We start from the raw sequence: 24,585 nt of genomic DNA, 5'->3' as shown, positions 1-24,585 counted from the left end.
GCTATGAATAAGAAATTGAAAAATATTTAATAATAACCGTTATTTTAAATGATTTAGCAAATATAAATAATAATTAATTGTTTTTCTTTAAATGTTAAATATTAACAGAATGGTAAAAATATTAAGTATAATTAACATTGTTGAATATATTTTTATAATTTTGACTAATGTCTTTTATTGAGAATATATTATTTTTCAGCAGAAAAGGCACTCAAAAGCTACTGCTTTTGATCTCAGAATTGATTGTACGAATAAAATTAAACTATATGAAACAAAGTGATTTAAAGTATTCATGTCTCATTGCGGTTTTATACTTCGGTATGAATGTCAATGCGCAAACTACTCCACAAGATACTGTTCCGAAAGAGCAGAAGATTGAGGAAGTAGTGATGATTGGATATGGTTCTCAGAAAAAGGAGAATGTGACAGGAAGTATTGCTACAATATCTTCAAAACAACTAGAAAATCAACCTAATCCTAATGCACTGAGCTCGGTTCAGGGAAAAGTAGCGGGTGTGCAGATTACCAACGGCGCCGCTCCGGGATCTTCTCCAAGAGTCGATATCAGAGGAATCGGAACTTTAAACGGAACAACTGTGTTTATTGTTGACGGAAGTATAACAGAGGATATTTCTTTTCTGAATCCGCTGGACATCGAGTCGATGAGTGTTTTGAAAGATCCTTCATCATTAGCTATTTACGGAGCCAAAGCTTCAAAAGGTGCGGTGATTATTAAAACAAAATCAGGTAAAGGTAGAAATGTTTTTAATTTCAATTCTTATATCGGATTAAAGAGAGTTTCCAACATACCTAAAATGGTTAATAAAGATCAGTATGTGGAACTCTATAATGAAAAATTAAAAAATCAGGGTTCTACAACAGGATTTATTAATTCTTCGATGTTTCCGACAAGCACAAACTGGTTCGATGAAATTTTTAGAGATGCAATGATCAACTCCAATGATATTTCTGCCTCAGGAAAATCAGATAAATTAAATTACTTTTTAAGTTTAGGTTATTTAACAGATCAGGGAAATTTGGCTGCCGGTAAAGGAATCAACAGTGGAGACGAGTTCCGCAGATTTACTTCAAAGATTAATTTAACGTATAAATTAACGGATCATTTAACGGTAGGTACCAACTCAACATGGAGTACAACACGAAGAGATAATGCAAACAATCCTACATTAACAGCATATCTTTCTCCACCTGTTTACAGCCCAATGAATGCAGATGGAACGTACGGCTATCAAACGCTTGTTTCATTGGCGAACCCAAGAGCGACTTTAGATCTTTTCAGAGGAAAGGATAATGGTAACAGATATTTAATAAATCTTTGGGGAGAATATAAATTCTGGGACGATTTTACGTATAGATTAAGCTATACTCAGGATAATTCTGATGTAAAATCCTATTCCTACAGTCCGGTTATCAACTACATTCCTGCAAGTACTTCACGTTCAAGCCTATTAAGAACAAACCAGATGCTGAGATCGTATGTTTTAGATAATACTTTAACATGGAGAAAGCAATTGGGAAGTCATAACCTTGAAATTTTAGCAGGTATGACCAGAAACGAGGATTACGGGCTTAATCTTAATACTTTTGGAAGAGATATCGTGTATAACGGTACAGAGCAGTCATTGTATTTTTCAGGAAGTATACCAACAACAAGCGGCGGTGGAAATAATTACGCAGACGGAGCTTCTTGGGAAGTTGGTTTCAGAGACAGAGTACAGTCTTATTTTGGAAGAGTAAATTACGATTATAAAGGAAAATATCTTATCAATGCATCCATTAGAAATGATGGTACTACAGGATACAGCTCTGAAGACAGAACACACTGGTTTCCTGCTGTAAGTGCAGGATGGGTTATTTCCAAAGAAAACTTCATGAGCAACCAGAATATTTTTGATTTATTAAAAGTAAGAGGAAGTTGGGGAAGTTTAGGAAACCCTGTAAGAGGTCTTAATTACGTTTTAACCACACAAACCGGTCTGAATGCTTACTTTGGAGGGGTTGCTTATCCGGGTGAAACAACCACAGATATTATTGATACATCAATCGGTTGGGAAACTATTGAAGGAACAGATTTCGGATTGGAAATGGCTTTCCTGAAAAACAGACTGAAAGTTGAAGCGACCTATTATAACAAAGATTCTAAAGATGTTGTATACGGAATTCAGCAGCCTTCTATTTCCGGAGCACAGAATAAACTAGTTACGAATGCATTTTCTTTCAATAATAAAGGATTTGAATTCTCCGTGAACTATGAAGCGAATCTTACGGATAAAATTAAATTTGGAGTGTATGGAAATTTAACCACTCTTAAAAATGAAATCACTTCGGTTTACAACAACTCATATAACGAAACAGGACCTTATTTATTCGGAAGTACAATCACAAGATTAGAAAAAGGTGTTCCGGTAGGTTCATATTACGGATTCCAGGTAGCAGGAATCTTCCAGAATCAGGCACAGGTAAATGCTGCGCCTAAGCAGGTTGGAGCTGCTGTCGGAGGATTTCAGTTCGCAGATATTAACGGTGACGGAGTTATTGACAATTCAGATAAAACATACTTAGGAAGTCCAATTCCTGACTTTACTTATGGGTTCGGAATTAATTTATCAGGATACAATGTTGATTTTTCAGTTGATTTCCAAGGTGTTTCAGGAAATAAAATTTACAACTATAACAGAGAGCAGCGTTATGGTAACGAAAGTTGGGATTTAGACTTCTACAACAACAGATGGAGAGGTGAAGGTACTTCTAATACGTATCCTATGGTTACTAATGACCAGAATATTATCAAGCCAAACAGTTTCTATGTAGAGAATGGAAGTTTCTTCAGAATTAGAAATATTCAGATTGGATATACACTACCTTCTGATTTGTTTACTAATGCAAAGATTCAGAAATTAAGAGTGTATGTTTCTGCCCAAAACCCATGGACATCTTTTAAATACAACGGTTTTTCACCAGAAATATTGAATACCTCAGACCGTGTTCAGTTGGGTGTAGATCAAAACATTTATCCATTATCTTCGATCTATACAATGGGGGTTAATTTAACGTTCTAAAATTAAAAAAATGAAAAAAGTATCAATACTGTTATTAAGTCTATTTCTTGCATCATCTTGCGGAAACGATTATCTAGATATAAAACCTGAAACTAAAAACGAAGCAGACAACTTCTTTACAACAGAAGCTGATGCTGTGTCTGCAACGACTGCTATTTACAGTTTTTTAAGAAGTTGGGAAAATTCAGCATTTCCGTCTCAATATGTTTTTGGTGTTCCTGCGGATGATGTCCTGAAAGGTTCCAATCCGGGAGATGCATCATTTATGCTTGCTTATGATCAATTCACCTATACCGCTTCAGATGGCGGAGTAGAAGGATATTGGACAGGTCAGTGGAATGCGGTTGCAAGATGTAATCAGGTAATCAGTAACATTCCAAAGATTACCATGAACGAGACATTGAAAAAAAGACTTCTTGCAGAAGCTAAAATGCTGAGAGCATATTTCTATTTTAATCTGGTAAGAATTTATGGAGGGGTTCCTATTTTTGATGGTATTCCTTCAGATTTAAATTACAATATCCCTAGAAAATCCAAAGAAGAAGTTTATAATTTTATCATTTCAGATTTAATTGCAGCTTCTGAAGTTTTACCTCAGACTTATTCTGCTGCGGATCAGGGAAGAGTTACCAAAGGCGCGGCGTTAGGATTGTTATCAAAAGTTTATCTGTATAAAAAAGATTATCAGAAGGCATACGATACTTCTAATCAGGTAATTGCAATGGGATATTCATTAGATCCGGATTTCAACCATCTATTCAGAATAGCAGGAGAATTCGGTCCGGAATCTGTATTTGAAGTAGACTGCGAATGTTCTTCATTAGGAGGAAGTCAATATGCAGAAGTTCAGGGTGTAAGAGGACAGTTTGGATGGGGGTTCTTCACGCCTTCTCCATCTTTGGAAGCAGCATTTGAAACCGGAGATATCAGAAAAGAGCTTACCATCTTAAGAGATGGAGAAACAACGCCTGAAGGAGATGTTATTGCGGTTGGAGATCCTTTATCAGTAAAAACATTTAATCAGAAAGCGTATGTTCCTAAAAGTTTAAATAATACTTCTTGTGGATATGGCTCCAGACAAAATATAAGAATTTTAAGATTTGCTGAAGTATTGCTAATTAATGCAGAAGCAGCAAATGAATTAGGAAATTCTGCAACCGCAATCACGAATTTAAATAAAGTGAGAACGAGAGCCATGTTACCGGGTACAACAGCAACTACACAATCTGCATTACGTACTGCAATATGGAAAGAGAGAAGAGTAGAATTAGCGATGGAGGGAGACCGATTTGTTGATCTTGTAAGAACAGGACAAGCTTCCAGTGCTCTGGCAAGCTACGGATTTGTTGCCGGGAAAAACGATGTATTCCCAATACCACAAAACGCAATCAATCAAAGCAATGGGGTGCTTGTTCAGAATCCTGGATACTAAGCCTCATGAGAATTAAAAATTTTATAATATTAACAACTGCCATATATTTATGTGGCAGTTGTTCTTCTGAAGATACTATAAGTAACAGCAACCAACAGAGTCAGGAAACTCCCACCAACAACTACACCGATGCACAACTCATCGAAATGGTACAAAAAGATGCTTTAAAGTATTTTTGGGATTACGCCGAATCAGGATCAAAATTGGCAAGAGAACGATATCATACCGATAATCCTTCTCAGGATGCAAATATTGTGACAACCGGTGGTTCAGGTTTTGGACTCATGACCATTTTAGTAGGTATTAAAAACGGATATATTTCCAGAGCAGAAGCGGTTTCCAGATTGACAACATCACTTAATTTCCTTCAGAATGCCAATCGTTTTCATGGAGCATGGCCGCATTGGATCAATGGAACCAACGGTCAGGTTGTGCCTTTCAGTCAGAAAGATAACGGAGGAGATTTGGTTGAAACTTCATTTCTTGCACAGGGACTGATCTGTGTGAGAGAATATTTTAAAAACTCTTCAGATGCTTCAGAACTGGCAATTTCTCAAAAAGCCGATGCGCTATGGAAAGGAATTGAATGGAACTGGTACACACAAAACCCCGCAGCTCCCAATATGCTTACATGGCATTGGTCTCCCAATTACGATTGGCAGATGAATATGTCGTTAAGAGGTTTTGATGAAACGTTAATTACCTATATCATGGCTGCTGCATCTCCAAATTACTCAATCGATAAACCTGTTTATCAGCAGGGATGGGCTAGAAGCGGAAGTATAAAAAATACAGGATCTCAGTTTGGATTACCTGTTGTGGTGAATCATAATGGTGCGAATGGCACAATAGGTCCGATGTTTTGGTCGCATTATTCATTTTTAGGACTGGATCCGAGAGGCTTGTCCGATGAATATGTAAATTATGGCGATGCCACAACCAATCATGCTAAAATAATGTATCAGTATTGCGTTGCCAATCCGAAAGGATGGCAGGGTTATAATTCAAAAAGTTGGGGGCTTACTGCTAGTTATTCCAGAAATCCTAATACAGGAGGAGATGATTACGCGGCACATCAGCCAAATAACGATTTAGGAATTATTTCTCCCACAGCAGCATTATCAAGTATGCCTTACACACCTGCAGAAAGTATGAATATGCTAAGATTTCTGTATAATGAAAATTATAATAAATATGTAGGTGTAGCTGGACCTTATGATGCTTATTCTGTTCATTATAATTGGGTTACGCCAAGATATTTAGCAATAGATCAGGGAACGATTGCACCAATGGTAGAAAATTATAAAAGCCAGTTTTTATGGCAGTTATTTATGAATGCGCCCGATGTTAAGCAGGGATTAATAAAATTAGGATTCCATTCTACACAGTATGGATTTTAAACAAAATTAAATTATGAAAAGGATAATACTTTCAGTCATCACTATATCATCACTCTCGGTTTCGTGTAAGAACTCACAGACTTCCATGCAGGAAGTTTCAAAAGTTCAGATTGTAAAAAGCAATATCACAGACGAGCAGTTAATGGATAAGGTGCAAAAAGATGCTTTAAAGTATTTTTGGGATTATGCAGAGCCCAATTCAATGTTGGGAAGAGAACGTTATCACGAAGATAATATCTATCCGGATAATGATAAACATGTTGTGACGACAGGAGGATCAGGATTTGGATTGGCAACCATTTTAGTCGGCGTAGAAAGAGGATTTATCCCAAGAAAAGATGCGGTGAAAAGATTGACTACCATGATGGATTTTCTTGCAAAAGCAGATCGTCACAAAGGAGCCTGGTCACACTGGATCAATGGCGAAACTGGAAAAACGGTTCCGTTCGGAAAAAAAGACAATGGAGGAGATCTGGTAGAAACCGCTTTTTTAACTTCAGGAATTTTAATGGTTCGCGAATATTTTAAAAACGGAAATACTGAAGAAAAAGCTTTAGCCAAAAAATGTGACGAGCTTTGGAAAGGCATCCAATGGAACTGGTATACAAAAGGTGGACAGAAAGTCCTTTACTGGCATTGGTCGCCCGATTATCAGTGGGAAATGAACTTCCCGTTGGAAGGCTACAATGAATGTTTAATTACCTATATTTTAGCCGCTTCGTCACCTACTTATCCGATCGATGCCGAAACCTATTACAAAGGCTGGACAAGAAACGGAACCTACCTTTCAGATAAAGAAAAATATGGTTTGCTGATGTACGTAAAGCACAATGGCGCAGCAGAATACGGAGGACCTTTATTTTGGGCGCATTATTCCTATATCGGTCTGGATCCGACGAACTTATCAGATAAATTAATCAAAAACTATTTTGATTTAAATAAAAATCAGGTTCTTATTGATTACAAATATTGCGTTGAAAATCCCAAAAACTGGAAAGGATATGGACCCAATTATTGGGGATTAACAGCCAGTTATTCAAGAAACGAGGACGGAAGCGCAGGATATGATGCACATTTTCCGCAAAATGACCGTGGGGTAATTACTCCTACTGCGGCGTTGAGCAGTTTTCCGTATTCTCCAAAAGAATCAATGGATTTTTTAAGATTTATTTACACCCAAAAACCTGAATTTATTGGCTCAGCCGGACCTTACGATGCAACGTCCATTCATTACAATAACTGGACAACGCCAAGATATCTCGCGATTGATCAGGGAACGATTGCTCCAATGATAGAAAATTACAGAACCGGATTTTTGTGGAAACTATTCATGAGTGCACCTGAAATTCAGCAGGGATTAAAGAAATTAAGCTTCAAATCGGAAAAATATCATATTAAATAATTTTTTTTAGAAGCTGTTTCCCGCTTTCCGCACTCGCTATTTTCGGGATTCGGCGGCGGCGAAGCCGCCGCCGAATCCCGAAAATGAGCTCAGACAAATGCTGCAATCGGGGCTATTAAAAAAAGAATGGTTAAATTGGAACAACCAAAACTTAAAAATTCTGATATGAAATATAAACTAAAATACGCTTTGTTGCTGCCGTTTTTATTTTCTTTAAAAGCAAATGCGCAGGAAATAAAAGCAGAACTCAATAAAGAAATAAAAAGACAGGAAAAAATTTCTTACATACTGGATTTTCCTCAGAATGCAAAAGGAAACGTTCCGCTTATTGTTTTTCTTCACGGTTCCGGAGAAAGAGGCAATAATTTGGAAATCGTAAAAGCCCACAGTCCGTTTACCTATAAAAACTTAATAAAAGAACCGGTGGCGATTTTAGCACCTCAATGTCCTGAAAATACATGGTGGGATACAGAAACAGTTTATAATTTAATAAAAGAAATTCAGTCAAAATACAAAGTGGATCCTTCAAGAATCTATCTTACCGGACTTTCAATGGGAGGATGGGGAACACTGAAACTAGCAATGGAACATCCCGAAATGTTTGCGGCGGTCGTTCCGGTTTGCGCGCCTACAGACAGAGTAATGTACGCCAACATCCATCAGTACAAAAATCTGAATATGAAAATCTTTCATGGCGGAATGGATGATGTCGTTTTACCTGAAAATGCATTTAATTTTTATCAGGCACTGCATCCTGTAAATCCCTCTGCCGAATTAACGATTTTCTCGAATGACAATCATAATTCCTGGGATTCAACGTATTCCAATCCTAAATTATACGAATGGATGCTGTCAAAAAGAAAAGAAAAATAATTTAGTGTAAATATTTAAACGAGAAGCCCTTGCTGAGTTAATAGTTTATGCTGAGTTTGTCGAAGTGCCTTTTGCGCCTTAAAAACATAAAGTTTATCAAAATAACTTTGCGCCTCTGCGTTTATCCAACAGAAAAATAATAAACTAATTAAAGAAGATAGATTTATGAAATCGAAGATTCACGAATTCCTTAAAAAATGAAGAAGTTATGAGTAAAAAGTTAATTGTAATTGCGGCTCTAGCATTAGCACCTGTGTTTTCGGCGCAGGAAATGGTAACGAAGCCCGTTCAGTCGTATCAGACGGCTCAGTATCAGTCTAAAAAGAAAGCTTTCGTAGATAATCTTTTGTCGAAAATGACTTTAGATGAAAAAATCGGGCAGCTCAATCTACCAAGTTCAGGAGATTTTACTACCGGTTTGGCTAAAAGTTCAGACATCGGAAAAAAAATCGAACAGGGTTTAGTAGGAGGACTTTTCAATATAAAAGGAGCAGATAAAATCAGAGCAGTTCAGAAAGTGGCAGTGGAAAACAGCCGTCTTAAAATTCCATTGATTTTCGGAATGGACGTCATCCACGGTTACGAAACCACTTTCCCGATTCCATTAGGATTAGCCGCTTCATGGGATATGAATTTGGTGCAGCAGTCTGCAAGAATAGCCGCTAAAGAAGCCGCTTCAGACGGAATCAACTGGACATTCTCGCCAATGGTGGATATTTCCCGCGAACCAAGATGGGGGAGAGTTTCCGAAGGTTCCGGTGAAGATCCGTATTTAGGAAGTGAAGTGGCCAAAAACATGGTATACGGTTATCAGGGAAAAGATCTTGCCAACGGAACCAATATTCTGGCTTGTGTTAAACATTTCGCGCTGTACGGCGCAGGTGAAGCAGGAAGAGACTACAACACAGTGGATATGAGCCACGTAAGAATGTTCAACGAATATTTTCCGCCTTACAAAGCAGCGGTTGATGCCGGAGTAGCTTCTGTAATGGCTTCTTTCAACGAAGTAGACGGAGTTCCCGCAACAGGAAACAGATGGCTGCAAACCGAAGTTTTAAGAAACAAATGGAACTTCAAAGGTTTTGTGGTAACCGACTACACCGGAATCAACGAAATGGTAGATCACGGGATGGGAAATCTTCAGGAAGTTTCCGCATTGGCTTTAAAAGCGGGTGTAGACATGGATATGGTGGGTGAAGGTTTTTTAACGACGTTAAAAACATCTTTAGCAGAAGGAAAAATAACTCAGGCTGAAATCGATATGGCAGCAAAAAGAATTCTTGAGGCGAAATACGATTTAGGACTATTTTCAGATCCGTATAAATTCGGAGATGCAAAACTGGCAGCAAAAGAGGTGTACAATATGGAAAACCGCAACATTGCCAGAAATGTGGCAGCACAATCCATGGTTTTGATGAAGAACGACAATCAGGTATTGCCTTTAAAGAAATCAGGAACCGTTGCCGTAATCGGACCATTGGTAAATAACTCTCTGAACATGGCAGGAACATGGAGTGTGGCAGCAAAACATGAGAAAGCCGTTAATCTTATGCAGGGATTACAGGAAAACTTCGGTAAAGAAGTGAAATTCCTTTCTGCAAAAGGAGCAAATATTGATTATGATGCGAAACTGGAAGATATCTATGCAGCGCACGGTAAAAAAACCGACAGAGACAACCGTTCAAAAGAAGCTTTATTAAAAGAAGCGGTAGATGTTGCCAATAAATCCGATGTTATTGTTCTGGCAATCGGAGAATCTGCTGAAATGAGCGGAGAATCGTCTTCAAGAACAGAAATTACCATTCCTCAGTCTCAGGTAGATCTTTTAAATGAACTAAAAAAGACAGGAAAGCCAATTGCAGTAGTTCTTTTCACAGGTCGTCCTTTAGCCTTAACAAACATTAAAGATACTCCGGATGCAATTCTTAATGTCTGGTTTGCAGGTTCCGAAGCAGGAAATGCAATCTCTGATGTACTGTTTGGAAAAGTAAATCCTTCAGGAAAATTGCCGATGACTTTCCCAAGAAGTTTGGGACAGGTTCCAATCTATTACAATGCTAAAAATACAGGACGCCCGTTAGATCAGAAATTGGTTGATAAATGCGAGTACCAGAGATTCCGTTCCAATTATATGGATGAGTGTAACACGCCGTTGTATCCTTTCGGTTATGGATTAAGCTACACAAAATTCAATTATTCTGATGTTACAGTTTCCAATGCTAATCCAAAAGGAAATCAGACCATTCAGGCATCTGTTACTGTAACGAATACCGGAAATTATGATGGAGCAGAGGTCGTTCAGCTTTATATCAGAGATATGGTAGGAAGCATTACAAGACCCGTAAAAGAACTGAAAGGCTTCCAGAAAGTAATGCTGAAAAAAGGGGAATCTAAAAAAGTTACCTTCGATATTACTCCGGAAAACCTGAAATTCTACAACGGAGATCTGAAATACGACTGGGAACCGGGTGAATTTGATATCATGATCGGAACCAACTCATCCTATGTGAAACATTCCAAAATCAACTGGACAAAATAAATCATATAAGCCACTCAATTAGAGTGGCTTTTTTTGTATTTTTGAATACATAGCAACTCATAAGGTTCTTTGGCATAATTTTGAACCGATTGAAAACTTAAAATTTAAAAACATGAAAAAAACAACTTTATTTGGTATGATCTTCCTGGGTTCATTAGTCTTTGCACAGCAAACGCATGTTGTAGGCGGAGACAAAGATGTTCATGGCTGCAAAGCTTCCGCAGGTTATACCTATTCTCAGATCAAAAATGATTGCGTAAGAGTTTTTGAACAGAAAATTAAATTAAAAGAAGTGAGTTCAGATAAAAGCTACACTACATCAACGGCAGTTATCTTCAGTAAAAATATGAAAAAAGCCGAAATTTTTATTCTGGACGAAAGCGCAAACAGCATTATTCTCGACAGACAGGGAAAAAGCAAACTCTGGAAAAGCGGAAAACATATCAAAGACAGCTACGTTTTAGTTCCTTATAAAAAAACAGGTTATCAGATTAAAAAAAATGATGTGGTAATCTATCAGTAAATTTAAAAGCCATTCGGATGAGTGGCTTTTTTTGTTTATTCTCAAGTAGGATTTCTTATGAAATTTCTAAACAGTACTCTGTCAATCATCAATAATTAACCATTCATTAGCCAATCTTTTTCTTGGAGCTGTTTCCCGCTCTCCATTGCAATCTTTTTTTACAAAAAAGGATTTTCATTACAATCGGGGCTATTGTATTTAGGGTGATTTGTAAAAATTGTTCATAAATATCAATTTAACCCCGTTAAAAAGAAGTTTTTGGATTGAAATTATTTAAAAATCGTAAATCAGCAGCATGAATTTTTCTCTCTCGCTGAAAAACCTTATTTTTGCATATCTAAAAAAAGTAAAAGAAAAGAATGAATTCCTACAAAAATCCATTGGAAGAACGCTATTCAAGCGAAGAAATGTTGTTTAACTTTTCTCATAACAATAAATTCCAGAACTGGAGAAAGCTTTGGATTGCCCTTGCTGAAATCGAAAAAGATCTTGGTCTTGACATTACAGACGAGCAAATCGCCGAATTGAAAGCCAATGCAGAAAACATCGATTACGATAAAGCAGCGGAGTACGAGAAAAAGTTCAGACACGATGTAATGGCTCACGTTCATACATATGGTGATGTAGCACCTTCAGCAAAAGGAATTATTCATTTGGGGGCAACTTCCGCATTTGTAGGGGATAATACAGATTTAATTCAGATCCGTGACGGACTTTTAATCTTAAAGAAAAAGTTGGTTAACGTTATTAAAAACTTAGCGGATTTTGCAATTCAATATAAAGATTTACCAACCTTAGGATTTACACATTTCCAACCAGCTCAGTTAACAACGGTTGGAAAAAGAGCAACCCTTTGGCTTCAGAGTTTAGTCCTTGACATCGAAGAGCTTGATTTCTTCTTAGAAACTTTACGTTTCAGAGGGGTAAAAGGAACAACAGGAACGGCTGCGAGTTTCTTAGAGCTTTTCAACGGTGATTATTCCAAAGTAAAACATTTAGATAAGGAATTGTCAAAAAGATTTGGTTTCGAGAAAGTTTTTGGCGTTTCCGGACAGACTTACGACAGAAAAATAGATGCTAAAGTAGTCGCTTTATTAGGAAATATCGCTCAATCGGCTCATAAATTCACCAATGATTTACGTTTGCTTCAAAATCTGAAAGAAATTGAAGAACCATTCGAGAAAAACCAGATCGGTTCATCTGCAATGGCTTACAAACGTAATCCAATGAGAAGCGAAAGAATCGGAGCATTGGCAAAATACGTTATGTCTTTAACGACTAGTTCTGCAATGGTAGCTTCAACGCAATGGTTTGAAAGAACATTGGACGATTCTGCAAACAAAAGATTAACCATTCCTCAGGCTTTTTTAGCTGTTGATGCGATTCTGTTAATTTGGAATAACATCATGAACGGAATTGTGGTCTATCCGAACAGAATCAACAAACATATTATGGAAGAACTTCCTTTCATGGCGACAGAATACATCATCATGGAAGAAGTGAAAGCTGGAGGTGACCGTCAGGAAATTCACGAAGTGATTAGAGTTCATTCCATGGAAGCGTCTAAAAAGGTGAAAGAAGAAGGTAAGGAAAATGATCTTATCGAAAGAATCCTGAACGACGATTCATTAAAACTGGATAAATCAAAATTAAAAGAAGTTCTTGATCCTAAAAACTTCATCGGTTTTGCACCAATACAAACGGAAGAATTCATTGCCAATGAAGTTCAGCCGATTATTGATGCCAACAAAGATTTGATAGGATTAGAAGCTGATCTTAAAGTATAAATCAATATGCAGTCTTTTTGGGCTGCATATTTTTTAAGATTTGGTTTGATGAGATAGCAGTCCTACGGACTGCAACGTTATTACAATAAATTTTCTACACAGATAAGATTCCTAACGGAATCAACTTGAAGAATTGTAATATTATAAACATTCCAGAGGAATATCATCTGTGTAGATAATAAATAAAGAGGCGTTTGCAGTCCATAGGACTGTTATCTGTGTAGCAAAAAGATTGGTATACGAATTTGTTTTCTTTAAAAACTAAATCTGTATTCATTGGGAATTTGACAAAGATAATTTACCTTTGAAGAAGTGATGAAAATAAAATTTTATGCCCAACACCTATACACAAATTTACATTCAGGTTGTCTTTGCTACAAAAGGACGTGATATTAAAATTAAATCAGAAGTACGAGAAGAAATTGAAAAATATATTTGTGGCATATTTAGCAATAAAAATCAAAAAGTATTAGCTATTTATGCAAATCCAGACCATATTCATATCTTCTTCAGTTATAAGAATTTGCAGGTTACAATTCCGGAACTGATTAAAACGGTTAAAATTGAATCCTCAAATTTTATTAATGACAGGAAATTGTGTTTAGGAAAATTTTTCTGGCAGGAAGGTTATGGTGCATTTTCCTATGCAAAAAGCCAAAAGGATAAAGTTGTAAATTATATTCTGAATCAGGAAAAACATCATTCGAAGAAGAGTTTCAGAGAAGAATATATGGAGATGCTGAACGCATTTGAAATTGAATTTAAGAATGAATATTTATTTGAATTTTATGATGAATTGAGTTAATTTTTTATTGTAAAATGATTTTTTAATAAAGAAAAATAGCAGTCCTACGGACTGCGCTATCTCTGACAATATAATTTTCTACACAGATATGATTCCTAACGGAATCTTCTTTAAAATTATAATGAATATCATTCCGTAGGAATGTTATCTGTGTAGTAAGAATGCAAATAAATATGAAATCCGCAGTCCGTAGGACTGCTATCTAATCAATGTATGCTGATTTAAAATCATTCCGTTGATTAATTTAAAAAATAAATAAATCTAAATAAAACTGACATCTAATGTCTCAAAACAAAAGAATTTTCGTAGAAAAAAGAGGAATTTTCGATGTAGAAAGTCCAAAAATTTTTGATGAAGTAAAAGCGGTTATTCCGTCCATCCAAAAAGTAAAAGTATACAACGTGTACGATATTTTCGGATTAAATGACGGCGAATTCCAAAAAGTGGTTAACAGCACTTTCGTAGATCCGGTTACTGATATTTTAATCGAAGAAAATCCTGCACAGGGAATTTATTTCGCATTGGAATTTTTACCGGGGCAATACGATCAGCGTGCAGATTCTGCGCAACAGTGCATTGCTTTATTAACGGGAAATGAGAAGTCTAAAGTAAGAAGCGGAAAGCTGATCGAATTCGAAGGTATTTCCGAATCTGATTTGGTGAAAATCAAAGACCTTTTAATCAATAAAGTGGAATCTCAGGAAAAAGATTTATCAACTTTAAACATTCCTGCGGAAGAAACACCGTCAAAAGTTATTGTTCATGAAGGTTTTATCAATTTTGATGATGCTCAGCTTGAGGAATTCTTTAATAATCACGGTTTTGCTTTAGGTTTAGACGATTTAAAATTCATTCAGGAATATTTTAAATCGGAACAGAGAAATCCTACAGAAACGGAACTTAAAGTTTTAGACACCTATTGGAGCGACCACTGTCGTCACACAACATTTGAAACCGAACTGTCAAATATCGAATTCGATGGACAGTTTAAAAATACATTGGAAACCATTTTCAATGATTATATCGAAAAAAGAAAATTCTTAGGACGCGAATTGAAACCTATTTCCTTAATGGATCTGGCAACAGTTTGCGGAAGATATTTCCATAAAACAGGCAATTTGGAAAACCTTGTGGTTTCTGACGAGATCAACGCCTGTACAATCCAAATCGAAGCTGAATACGATGGTAAAAAAGAGCCTTGGTATTTATTATTCAAAAACGAAACCCACAATCACCCGACAGAAATAGAACCTTTTGGCGGTGCTTCAACTTGCTTAGGTGGTGCGATCAGAGATCCTTTGTCTGGGCGTTCTTTTGTTTTCCAAGCGATGAGATTAACGGGTGCAGCGGATGTTTTGGAGCCGGTTGATAAAACATTACCGGGAAAATTGCCTCAAAAAACAATCACAAAACAGGCGGCAAACGGATACTCTTCTTACGGGAACCAAATCGGTTTGGCGACAACAATGGTTTCTGAAATTTATGACGAAGGCTACAAAGCAAAAAGAATGGAAGTTGGTTTCGTTGCCGGAGCGGTTCCTGTAGATTGGGTAAGACGTGAAAAACCTGAAGCTGGTGATTCAATCATTATTTTAGGAGGAGCAACAGGTCGTGACGGAGTTGGAGGTGCAAGCGGAAGTTCGAAAGAACAGGACGAAACTTCAATCCACACGATGAGTTCTGAAGTTCAGAAAGGAAATGCCGTTGAAGAACGTAAAATTCAGAGATTGTTCAGAAATCCTGAAGTAACGAGACTGATTAAAAAATCAAATGATTTCGGAGCAGGCGGAGTTTCTGTTGCCATTGGCGAAATCGCAGATTCTTTAGAAGTTAATTTAGATGTTTTACCTTTAAAATATGAAGGGTTAAACGGAACCGAGCTTGCTATTTCTGAATCTCAGGAAAGAATGGCGGTTGTAGTAGAACCAAAAGATAAAGAACAGTTCATCAAATTCTGTGAGGCTGAAAACATTGTTGCTGTTGAGGTAGCAAAAGTAACAGATTCAGGAAGAATGCAGATGTTCTGGAAAGGCGATAAAATTGTTGACCTTTCAAGAGAATTTCTGGATACAAACGGGTGTTCTAAAAGCCAAGAAGTTAAGATTACACATCTTAATGAATTGAAAGAAGAAACTTTAGCATTCAATGAAGAGAATTTCCTGAAAATCCTTGCAGATAAAAACGTTGCCTCTCAAAAAGGTTTATTGGAGATGTTCGATTCATCGATTGGTGCGATTACGGTTGCGATGCCTTTGGGTGGAAAATATCAGCAGACTTTAATGGAAGGAAGTGTTCAGACATTGCCAATCATTGGTGCAAAAGATATTGAAACCGTTTCTTTAGCGAGTTGGGGATTCGATGCAGAAATTTCAAAGCAAAACTCACTTTTAGGAGCTTCTTATGCTGTTGTAGAAAGTGTGGCGAAAATCGTTGCAATGGGGGGCGATTATAAAAATATCAGATTCAGTTTTCAGGAATATTTTGAGAAACTAGGTCAGAATCCTGAAAAGTGGGGAAAACCATTGGCTTCTTTGTTGGGAGCTTATGATGCTCAGATCAATTTCGGATTGGCAGCTATCGGAGGTAAAGATTCAATGAGTGGAACGTATCAGGATCTGAATGTGCCGCCAACATTAATTTCTTTCGCCTGTGCAAACGGAGAAAAGAAAAATATTATCTCTCCTGAATTTAAAAACGAAGGAAACAAACTATATTTCTTCAATCATATCGCTCAGGAAAACGGACTTCCAAACTATGATGCTTTAAAAGATATTTATGAATTTATTTTCGAAAATATCAAAGCAGGAAAAATCGTTTCTGTAAAAACCGTAAAAGAAGGCGGAGTAGCGGTTGCTTTGGCAAAAATGAGCTTTGGAAACAGATTAGGCGCTGACATTTCGACTCCGCTCAATGTGACAAATTCTTTATTAGCTAAAAATATTGGTAGCTTAATTATAGAATCTAAAGAAGAATTAAGTTCTGTAAATCTTCAATTGATAGGTCAAGTTGTTTCAGACGAAGTTTTAACGATCAACAATCAATCAACAACCATAGACAAATTATTAGCCGCAAACACGAACACCTTCGAAAACCTTTTCCCAACAGTTGAAAAAGAAAAAATAACGGTTGAAATTGATGAAAAATTAAATTCAGTCAACCCAAGAAATATCATTATTAAAAAACACGGAATCGCTCAGCCAAAAGTATTTGCGCCTGTTTTCCCGGGAACAAACTGCGAATACGATACATTGAACGCTTTCGCAAAAGAAGGCGCTGTAATCAGCAGTTTACCATTAATCAACATCAATCACCAATTGCTGGATGAAAGTATTGATGCTTGGGTTGAAGAAATCAAAACTTCTCAGATTCTGGCTTTCTCAGGAGGGTTCTCAGCGGGTGACGAACCGGATGGTTCTGCAAAATTCATCGTTAACGTTTTGAAAAACGAGAAGATGAGAAATGCCGTTCACGAACTGCTCGACAGAGACGGAATGATTATCGGGATCTGTAACGGTTTTCAGGCGTTGGTTAAATCCGGATTATTGCCTTACGGAAGAATCAAAGATTTGGATGAAAATTCACCGACGTTGGCTCACAACGCGATCAGAAGACATATTTCCCAGATGGTCAATGTAAAAGTCGTAAATGGCGAATCGCCTTGGTTAAAAGGAATGAAAGATCAGGTTTTCACCATCCCGATTTCTCACGGTGAAGGTCGTTTCATGGCTTCGGAAGCGGAAATTCAGAAGTTGTATGAAAACGGACAGATTGCCACTCAATATTTAGACTTAGAAGGAAATATTGCTCACGGAATGCCTTTCAATCCTAATAATTCATTATTCGGAATTGAGGGTGTCACCAGTCCTTGCGGAAAAATTTTCGGAAGAATGGGACATCCGGAACGTTTTGCAGAAGGTCTGTTTAAAAATATTCCAACCGCAAATTATCACAACATCTTTAAAAATGGAGTGGAGTACTTCAAGTAAAAGGCCATCAATAAATAACAAAATGCCTTCGTTACGTAACGAAGGCATTTTTCTTTTTACCGTAATTTTTCCTGATTTACGGAAAACCGTAAAGAAAATGCTGAAAACCGTAATAAATTGCCGCTGTAAATAAAGATTTAAACAAAAATTTTAACTATGAAAACAAAAATTACTGCAACCGATTTATTTCTCGGTATTTTAGCTGTAATGCTTATCGGTGTTAGTTTTTACCAGACCTGGCTCGGTTTACAGCAGATTTTTGGAGGGAGCTCCGTTGTTATTGCTTTGGTGCTTTCTCTTATCCTGCTTTTTTTACTTTGGCAGATAAGAAGGGCAAAAACCAGCGGACAGTCTCCGTCTTCACTAAGCTGGATCTATTTTTTCTTTGCTTCATTTTGTTTCGTTGCCAATTTTAATGCATTGTATACAAGGTTTATGAGAACCGATATTTATACAACAGAACTGCGTAATGTTAACGAAAAATTCAGTGCGCTGGAAACGGATGTAGAATCTAAGCTGAATTATTCCGTCCCCGATGCTAAGACAAGACAGGCGATCCGAAGTGAATTAAATCTTTTGAAAATTCAGATCAGTGACCCTAAAAATGTCGGGATCGGACCGGAAGCAAGGCAGATTATTGCAAGAATTGAAAAAATGATCGGCAAAAAAGTAACACCTCTTACACCTGTAAGTGAAACTCCTGACGGATATGCAGATCTTGCCGACAGAATGGAAGAACAGATCGTACAGATGGTTTATAACCTTACTCCGGAAGAAAAAAATCTGATGAGTGATATTAATAATGCTTCATTACGATGGAATAAAGAAATTCAGAATCTTTTACAGATGAATCCTGATGTAATAAACCTAATGGCTCAGGGACAGATTGATAAATCTTTAACAGAGTATAACAGACTCGGATCAAAAGCAGAATCTATTTTGGGAAAAGATAAACTGAAATTTGAGCCTACCCATTCTGAAACGCAAGAAGTAGGAAAAATAGGATATGCTTTCAGCCATGCCATCAAGAATTTCGGAATGTTTCAGTTGGTTGTTTTAGCAGGATGCATATTACTGGATTTCGGTATTATGTTTATCATTCTTTTAATGCCAACAGAAACTAACAGAAATACAGGAAACAGCAGCGAAAGTATATTTACCAGCAAACGCGGCGGAAAAACAATAATCTAATACAAAGTATAAAATATGGAATGGGAAAATGAACCTTTGAAACCATTGTCTTTTGATAAAGATCAGGAAGTTCTTAAACCTTTGACTTTTGATGAAGAAGATGTACTGAAGCCTTTGTCTTTAGACCATAACAAAGAAGCTGTGAACGATCGTTTTGTTCCTATTGCAAAAGGCAATGTCTCGGAAATTAAAAATAAAGATAGCAATTTCGTGTTTTTTTTCGGAACTGCTTCTTCCGGAAAATCTGTTATTTTGGCAACAATGCTTTATTATCTCAGATCGAAAGCAGGGGTTATAAGACCCAAAATAGGGACACCAAATACCGCTGAAGCAGAAAGCCTTCTGTATGATTTTTTTGAAAATATCAGTAAAGGAATTTTACCTGCAGGAACAGTAAAAGATCAGGTGACAAGACTGGATCTTGTTTTCGAACCTAACAATAAATCTAAGAAAATAAATCCCATTAACCTTACTTTTTTAGAAACTTCAGGAGAAAATCACAACGAAATAAAAAGGGGAGGGAGCTATCACAGCAGCATAGAAACCTATCTTTCTGCCAATCTTCCTCTTACATTTATAATTGTTACAAGCTATGAAAGCGCACATAAAGATGATATTTTAATCAACACTTTTTTAAATAAGCTTGAAAAGTATGAGAAAAAATTAAAATCCGTCAATATTATTCTGGTCATCTCAAAATGGGATAAATCCGGAAGAGCCAATGTGGAAGCCTCGGCGGAGCTAGATTATTTTATTCAGGAAAGGCTTCCGATGACTTCTACTGCAATGGATACCTATGGTCTGGCAAGAACATTCTACACCGTGGGAGAGCTTAATGAAGAAACCAATCAGATAACCATTCTGAATTTAGACAGAGCGCAGAAGTTATCAGAATGGCTGTACGAAAGCATCGTGGGTTATCCGCTGTCTTATGAAGGAACTTTTTGGGAACGTATAAAATTTAGTCTTACAAATTAATGAGCAGTGTTAATTTAATTGCATTCGGAACTTTTGGAAATCCCAATGGCTTTACCCAGACTTTTTTTGCAGGAACACCCGTAGAAATAAAGACTTTAGACATAAGAGGAGCTGTACTTATTTATCCGAACAGTAAACTGTATTCTCTACGGAAAGAATATAAAGATGGTTCTTATATAATAACCTACACCATTTATACTTATGCCAAAGAACCTACTTCGGCGCGGGAAGGATCTTTTATCGGCTCCAGTATTATGTTTACAGACGAAATTGCAGAAGAAAATATTACCGTTAGTTGTCTTAATGAATTCCACTCCAATCTTATCAGCAGAAACGTTCAGAACGATACACTTACGGTAAATCACTCAGAAAATTTCTCAATTGGTAAACCTGCAGATTTTGATAAGATAAATTTTAATCTGAGAAAAATAGATATTTTCGATTCGGTACAGAGTACAAACCGTCAACTGATGGTATATTGTGAAACCAATCCTTCCGCATTACAGATAATTCTGAAAAAAGCTGTTGATCTGCTGAATGTATATGACACAATTTACTTCACAGAAAGCTCGGACATTGCAAAATTTGTTCATCAGAAAAATATTTTTCAGTTTGTTCAGAAAGATGGGTTTGAAAATGAAATCAAAAAACTGAACGACGAAAGAAAACGTAAAATACAGGAAACCGTTACGGAATTTGAAAATGAAAAAATAAAATGGGAAAATTCCAGAAAACAAAATGGTGAAGATTTTAAATCTAAAATTGAAAGAAACAAAGAACTGCAACTTTCTAACGGCAGGAAGATAGAAGAATCTGAGAAAAATTTAGAGAAATTAAACGAAGTTTATTATGCATTCTCTCATAAAATTGATGAATTTCTTAACCAGTTGAAAACCGCCGACAGTCTTATGTTAAATAATATAACGCAGTCTTACAAGGCAGATAAAAATACTTTTTTAGAAAACGTCAGAAACTTAGGAATACCGGAATTGGATTCTGTTTCGCAGCCAAGATCAGTTCGGGAACATGAAATTCCTGTATATTCATCTTCTTATTACAGCAACTTCGGTAGAAAAGAAGCGGAAACAGAGCAGTCCAATATTTTTAAAACAGCAACAATCATTCTTTCTGTTTTTTTACTCGCTGCAGTTTCAGGTTTAGCATGGTTTCAGTTTTTTAAAGAGCCTGAAAAACAAATTGTTTACAATGAACCGGAGCCAGAAGTAAAAACAGAGCCGGTTTCTGAGTTTACAGTCTCTGCATTGAATCCAAAACCTAACGCAGAAGTAGAACCTCTGATCCTAAATGAAATGAACAGAAAGCTGACGACAGACTTAAAAATTGATTCCGTTACAGGTTTTGTATTTAAGGCGAATCCGCAGAGCGTAGAAAAATATTATAAATATCAAAAGAAAGACTATTCCAAACAGCTTTTCGAAAACAATAAGGAAAGTTTTAAAATTTCAGAGATCGATACAATATATATAGGTGATTTAAAATTCATACCCATCTTTAAATAATTAATTTTTTGTAATTTTAAAAAGGATAGCTTATTTAAAAGGAAGCAAAATTTTGATATTGAGTATATGAACAAGCAACATCATAAAAACAAAATGACTGTCATCAATGGCAGTCATTTTTCAAATCTGGAAGCGTTCTATGAAGAAGCTTCATTACTTTTTTTGAAAGATGAGGATTGGAAAGTCGGAACTTTAGATGGTTTTGATGATATTTTGTATGGATACGAAGGTGAAATTATCTGGAAAGATTCTCGAAAATCAAAAGAAGATTTAGGTTTTGATCTCACCAAACAATTTTATGAAAATAAAATCCGACAGGGGAAACCTTTCAACGTTACATTGATTCAGCAAAAACTGGATGATTTAATTAATGGAAACGGACAAACGCTATTTGAAATTTTAATAGAAATTATAGAATCGCATAAAAATATTACCCTAATTTTGGATTGATTTTTAATTGAACAATTAACATTTGCCTAAACTATGTACGGATTATTTTTTGGCGACAGCATCACTTATGGAGAATACGATGGCGTTTTTGGGGGCTGGGTCGATATTCTGAAAAGATATGCTCTGCAAAAATACAATGAAGGAATCAAAGAACTGATTATTTTCAACCTTGGAATCGGCGGCGAAACAACAGAAGGTTTGGTAAAAAGAATTTCTTCCGAAATGGCAGCAAGAAATTCAGATGAAGGAAATATTATTTTTCTGGGATACGGCGCAAACGATCTGGCTGTAAAAGAAGATAATTACCTTGTAAATCCGGAAAAGTTCAGGGAAAATATATTAAAGGCGGTTCAGGAAGTAGAAAAATATTCACCAATAATTTACTTAATAAGCATTCTTCCAATGGCTGAAAAATTAGACGGAATTATCACTGCCTCCGGAAAATTAAGAACAAATGATGAGGTTTTGGTATACAATCAGATTCTAAAACAAATTGCCAGAGAAAATTCTCTGAATTATATAGATTTTCATTCTGCTTTTCTGCAGGATAAAGAAATCCTGCTTTCAGAAGACGGCATTCATCCCAACGAAAAAGGTTATGGAATCATGGCTGAAATTGCCATTCCGATTATAGAAAAATATTTATAAACAACCTTCAGAACTGCTGAAGAAATCCTGAAACATATTTCCAGTAGACCATAACTCCGACCATAACTGATAAAATAGCCATCAAAACTACGGCTCCGGCGGAAATATCTTTGATGAAACCAATTCTTTTATCAAAATCAGGGTGAATAAAATCGCAGATTTTTTCAATAGCAGTATTCAGAATTTCAGTCGCTAAAACGCCGAAGGAAACCATTAAAATTAAAATAGTATCTGTAGAAGAAAGATTCAGGTAAAAAATCAGAAACACATTAACAAGGAAAGCGGCAAATTCAAGCTGAAAATTTCTTTCATGCTTCATCATGAGAAAAACACCCCGGAAAGCATTTCTTAAACTCTTATGTACAGGAGGTTTTCGCATATTGAAACTTTATTTGCAAATATAGTCAATTGCTAAAAGAAAATCCTTATCTTTAATGCTTTAGGATGTTTTCGGGCATCAAAAAGCAGAGTAGGGAAGTTGTAAAATTATTTTGATAGATGTTAATAACTCTCAGAATTATTCTTTTCATTCTGTTTTCTATTTATTATATTTGTAAAAATTTATTTTTAAATCTATGAAATTTATTATTTCAAGTGGTGAACTACAGAAGGCTTTGCAAACTGTAAGTGGCGTAATATCAAGCTCTCAGTCGAGACCGATTTTAGAAAACTATCTTTTTGAATTAGACGGAACTCAGGTTACCATTACCGCATCTGACGGCGAAACGACTCTTGTAACTTCTCTTGAGGCAAAGTCTGATGATACGGGTAAATTTGCCGTTCCTGCAAAGATTTTTCAGGACTTCATCAAGACTTACGGAGAACAGCCTCTTACGTTGGTTGTGAAGGACAATGCGGAAGGAACAGGAAGTCAGCTTGAGATTTTAGATGAAAAAGATAACTTCGCCGTAGCATTGGATAACGCAGACGATTATCCGGAATTGCCGGAATTTGATGCCGCACAAAGTGTTACCATGCCTGCAGGAGTTTTATCTGAAGCCCTTACCAATACACTTTTCGCCACAAGTAACGATTCTCTTCGTCCGGTAATGACGGGAGTACTGTTCCAGTTTGGAGAAAATGAAACCAACTTCGTTTCTACAGATTCTCACAGATTGGTAGTATACAAAAGAAAAGATCTGATGAATGCTGAACCTATGGAATTCATCATGCCTAAAAAGCCTTTAAACATTTTCAAAAATATTTTAGCAAGTTCCAATGAAGACGTAACGATCGAATTCAATGAGAACATGGCAAAATTCACTTTTGGAAAACACGTTTGGATCTGTAGACTGATCGACGGAAAATATCCTAATTATACAGCGGTAATTCCAAAAGAAAACCCGAATGTATTAACCATCAACAGAAATCTTTTATTAGGAGCGATTAAAAGAGCTTCCATCATGTCTAATAAATCGACTAATCAGGTAAGATTTAAATTGTCTGCAAACATTCTTCACCTTCACGCAGAAGATACGGAGTATGCAAACAAAGCAGATATGCAAATTCCTTGTGATTACAACGGAGAAGATATCAATATCGGATTCAGCTCTAAATTCTTAACGGAAATGTTAACGATTCTTGGTTCAGACGATATCACCATGAAAATGTCTCAGCCAAACAGACCGGGAATTATTGAACCTCTTGATGGTCTTGAAGAAAACGAAAGTATTTTAATGTTATCAATGCCGGTAATCGGATTGTAATTTTAACGTAAATAAAATAGGATAAGAGGTTCTGATTTTTTCAAAACCTCTTATTTTTTAGGAGCTATTTCCCGCTTTCCGCACTCGCTATTTAGTTGTTCCTTAGAATTGTAATAATGTTTTGATTTTCAACACGCTGTAAGTAAAGTATGTTCAAAATCATTGTGAAAAATTGCAGAAAATCGTATTTTTAGGGTATAAAAAGCGGCAAAATGTTAGGGAAAATAAAACCCGATTTACAGCAGAATTTATTCAAAACCAGGCT

Annotated in this window: 17 protein-coding genes; 16 read left to right on the top strand and 1 reads right to left on the bottom strand. The window is 36.3% G+C overall.

The window, feature by feature from the left end:
* Positions 1 to 266: 266 nt before the first annotated feature.
* From DD829_RS06145 to DD829_RS06075, 15 genes are all read left to right on the top strand, one after another.
* Positions 267 to 3,080, top strand: coding sequence for a SusC/RagA family TonB-linked outer membrane protein (locus DD829_RS06145; RefSeq protein WP_165796608.1), 2,814 nt, complete (start codon positions 267 to 269; stop codon positions 3,078 to 3,080).
* A gap of 10 nt (positions 3,081 to 3,090) precedes the next feature.
* On the top strand, positions 3,091 to 4,512 hold the full coding sequence (locus DD829_RS06140) for a RagB/SusD family nutrient uptake outer membrane protein (RefSeq protein WP_108409696.1): 1,422 nt from the start codon (positions 3,091 to 3,093) through the stop codon (positions 4,510 to 4,512).
* A gap of 5 nt (positions 4,513 to 4,517) precedes the next feature.
* Positions 4,518 to 5,912, top strand: coding sequence for a glucoamylase family protein (locus DD829_RS06135; protein WP_108409695.1), 1,395 nt, complete (start codon positions 4,518 to 4,520; stop codon positions 5,910 to 5,912).
* A gap of 13 nt (positions 5,913 to 5,925) precedes the next feature.
* Positions 5,926 to 7,314 (top strand): glucoamylase family protein, encoded by a 1,389-nt coding sequence (locus tag DD829_RS06130; protein ID WP_108409694.1) that lies wholly within the window; start codon positions 5,926 to 5,928, stop codon positions 7,312 to 7,314.
* Between the two features lie 165 nt (positions 7,315 to 7,479).
* Entirely contained in the window at positions 7,480 to 8,187 is a 708-nt protein-coding gene (locus DD829_RS06125; protein WP_108409698.1) for a prolyl oligopeptidase family serine peptidase, read from the top strand.
* A gap of 208 nt (positions 8,188 to 8,395) precedes the next feature.
* Positions 8,396 to 10,726: a beta-glucosidase BglX gene (gene bglX, locus DD829_RS06120; RefSeq protein ID WP_108411515.1), complete on the top strand. Its 2,331-nt coding sequence runs from the start codon at positions 8,396 to 8,398 to the stop codon at positions 10,724 to 10,726.
* Between the two features lie 112 nt (positions 10,727 to 10,838).
* The gene (locus tag DD829_RS06115; RefSeq protein ID WP_108411510.1) at positions 10,839 to 11,249 is read left to right on the top strand and encodes a hypothetical protein; all 411 of its coding nucleotides are present in this window, start codon (positions 10,839 to 10,841) and stop codon (positions 11,247 to 11,249) included.
* 359 nt (positions 11,250 to 11,608) lie between these two features.
* Positions 11,609 to 13,036 carry an adenylosuccinate lyase gene (purB, locus tag DD829_RS06110; RefSeq protein WP_076394484.1) on the top strand — a complete coding sequence of 476 codons (1,428 nt, stop codon included), beginning with the start codon at positions 11,609 to 11,611 and terminating at the stop codon, positions 13,034 to 13,036.
* 331 nt (positions 13,037 to 13,367) lie between these two features.
* Positions 13,368 to 13,841, top strand: coding sequence for an IS200/IS605 family transposase (tnpA, locus tag DD829_RS06105; RefSeq protein ID WP_108411511.1), 474 nt, complete (start codon positions 13,368 to 13,370; stop codon positions 13,839 to 13,841).
* A 281-nt stretch (positions 13,842 to 14,122) separates the two neighbouring features.
* Positions 14,123 to 17,827, top strand: a complete 3,705-nt coding sequence (locus DD829_RS06100) for a phosphoribosylformylglycinamidine synthase (protein ID WP_108411512.1) — start codon at positions 14,123 to 14,125, stop codon at positions 17,825 to 17,827.
* A gap of 156 nt (positions 17,828 to 17,983) precedes the next feature.
* The gene (locus DD829_RS06095; protein ID WP_108411513.1) at positions 17,984 to 19,018 is read left to right on the top strand and encodes a hypothetical protein; all 1,035 of its coding nucleotides are present in this window, start codon (positions 17,984 to 17,986) and stop codon (positions 19,016 to 19,018) included.
* Between the two features lie 15 nt (positions 19,019 to 19,033).
* A complete protein-coding gene (locus DD829_RS06090; protein WP_108411514.1) occupies positions 19,034 to 19,996 on the top strand; it encodes a hypothetical protein in 963 nt (320 codons plus the stop codon).
* Positions 19,996 to 21,516 (top strand): hypothetical protein, encoded by a 1,521-nt coding sequence (locus tag DD829_RS06085; RefSeq protein WP_116547623.1) that lies wholly within the window; start codon positions 19,996 to 19,998, stop codon positions 21,514 to 21,516. The genes DD829_RS06090 and DD829_RS06085 overlap by 1 nt, the downstream gene beginning before the upstream one ends.
* Before the next feature lie 66 nt (positions 21,517 to 21,582).
* Positions 21,583 to 21,966, top strand: coding sequence for a ribonuclease inhibitor (locus DD829_RS06080; protein WP_108408948.1), 384 nt, complete (start codon positions 21,583 to 21,585; stop codon positions 21,964 to 21,966).
* Between the two features lie 33 nt (positions 21,967 to 21,999).
* The gene (locus DD829_RS06075) at positions 22,000 to 22,614 is read left to right on the top strand and encodes an SGNH/GDSL hydrolase family protein (RefSeq protein WP_108408947.1); all 615 of its coding nucleotides are present in this window, start codon (positions 22,000 to 22,002) and stop codon (positions 22,612 to 22,614) included.
* A 7-nt stretch (positions 22,615 to 22,621) separates the two neighbouring features.
* Here the strand turns inward: DD829_RS06075 and DD829_RS06070 are convergent, their stop codons facing one another.
* A complete protein-coding gene (locus DD829_RS06070; RefSeq protein WP_108408946.1) occupies positions 22,622 to 22,993 on the bottom strand; it encodes a diacylglycerol kinase family protein in 372 nt (123 codons plus the stop codon).
* Between the two features lie 196 nt (positions 22,994 to 23,189).
* On the opposite strand from DD829_RS06070, the gene dnaN reads away from it, so the two are divergent.
* Positions 23,190 to 24,320 (top strand): DNA polymerase III subunit beta, encoded by a 1,131-nt coding sequence (gene dnaN / locus DD829_RS06065; RefSeq protein ID WP_076394496.1) that lies wholly within the window; start codon positions 23,190 to 23,192, stop codon positions 24,318 to 24,320.
* Positions 24,321 to 24,585 lie beyond the last annotated feature (265 nt).

The organism is Chryseobacterium sp. HMWF035 (assembly GCF_003094695.1).
In the GTDB taxonomy this organism is placed as follows: Bacteria; Bacteroidota; Bacteroidia; order Flavobacteriales; family Weeksellaceae; genus Chryseobacterium; species Chryseobacterium gambrini.
This window is presented reverse-complemented; position numbering and strand designations above follow the sequence as displayed.

Coding starts and splice junctions, on each gene's coding strand:
- DD829_RS06145 (WP_165796608.1), top strand. CDS start 267: ATGAAACAAAGTGATTTAAAGTATTCATGTCTCATTGCGGTTTTATAC.
- DD829_RS06140 (WP_108409696.1), top strand. CDS start 3,091: ATGAAAAAAGTATCAATACTGTTATTAAGTCTATTTCTTGCATCATCT.
- DD829_RS06135 (WP_108409695.1), top strand. CDS start 4,518: ATGAGAATTAAAAATTTTATAATATTAACAACTGCCATATATTTATGT.
- DD829_RS06130 (WP_108409694.1), top strand. CDS start 5,926: ATGAAAAGGATAATACTTTCAGTCATCACTATATCATCACTCTCGGTT.
- DD829_RS06125 (WP_108409698.1), top strand. CDS start 7,480: ATGAAATATAAACTAAAATACGCTTTGTTGCTGCCGTTTTTATTTTCT.
- bglX (WP_108411515.1), top strand. CDS start 8,396: ATGAGTAAAAAGTTAATTGTAATTGCGGCTCTAGCATTAGCACCTGTG.
- DD829_RS06115 (WP_108411510.1), top strand. CDS start 10,839: ATGAAAAAAACAACTTTATTTGGTATGATCTTCCTGGGTTCATTAGTC.
- purB (WP_076394484.1), top strand. CDS start 11,609: ATGAATTCCTACAAAAATCCATTGGAAGAACGCTATTCAAGCGAAGAA.
- tnpA (WP_108411511.1), top strand. CDS start 13,368: ATGCCCAACACCTATACACAAATTTACATTCAGGTTGTCTTTGCTACA.
- DD829_RS06100 (WP_108411512.1), top strand. CDS start 14,123: ATGTCTCAAAACAAAAGAATTTTCGTAGAAAAAAGAGGAATTTTCGAT.
- DD829_RS06095 (WP_108411513.1), top strand. CDS start 17,984: ATGAAAACAAAAATTACTGCAACCGATTTATTTCTCGGTATTTTAGCT.
- DD829_RS06090 (WP_108411514.1), top strand. CDS start 19,034: ATGGAATGGGAAAATGAACCTTTGAAACCATTGTCTTTTGATAAAGAT.
- DD829_RS06085 (WP_116547623.1), top strand. CDS start 19,996: ATGAGCAGTGTTAATTTAATTGCATTCGGAACTTTTGGAAATCCCAAT.
- DD829_RS06080 (WP_108408948.1), top strand. CDS start 21,583: ATGAACAAGCAACATCATAAAAACAAAATGACTGTCATCAATGGCAGT.
- DD829_RS06075 (WP_108408947.1), top strand. CDS start 22,000: ATGTACGGATTATTTTTTGGCGACAGCATCACTTATGGAGAATACGAT.
- DD829_RS06070 (WP_108408946.1), bottom strand. CDS start 22,993: ATGCGAAAACCTCCTGTACATAAGAGTTTAAGAAATGCTTTCCGGGGT.
- dnaN (WP_076394496.1), top strand. CDS start 23,190: ATGAAATTTATTATTTCAAGTGGTGAACTACAGAAGGCTTTGCAAACT.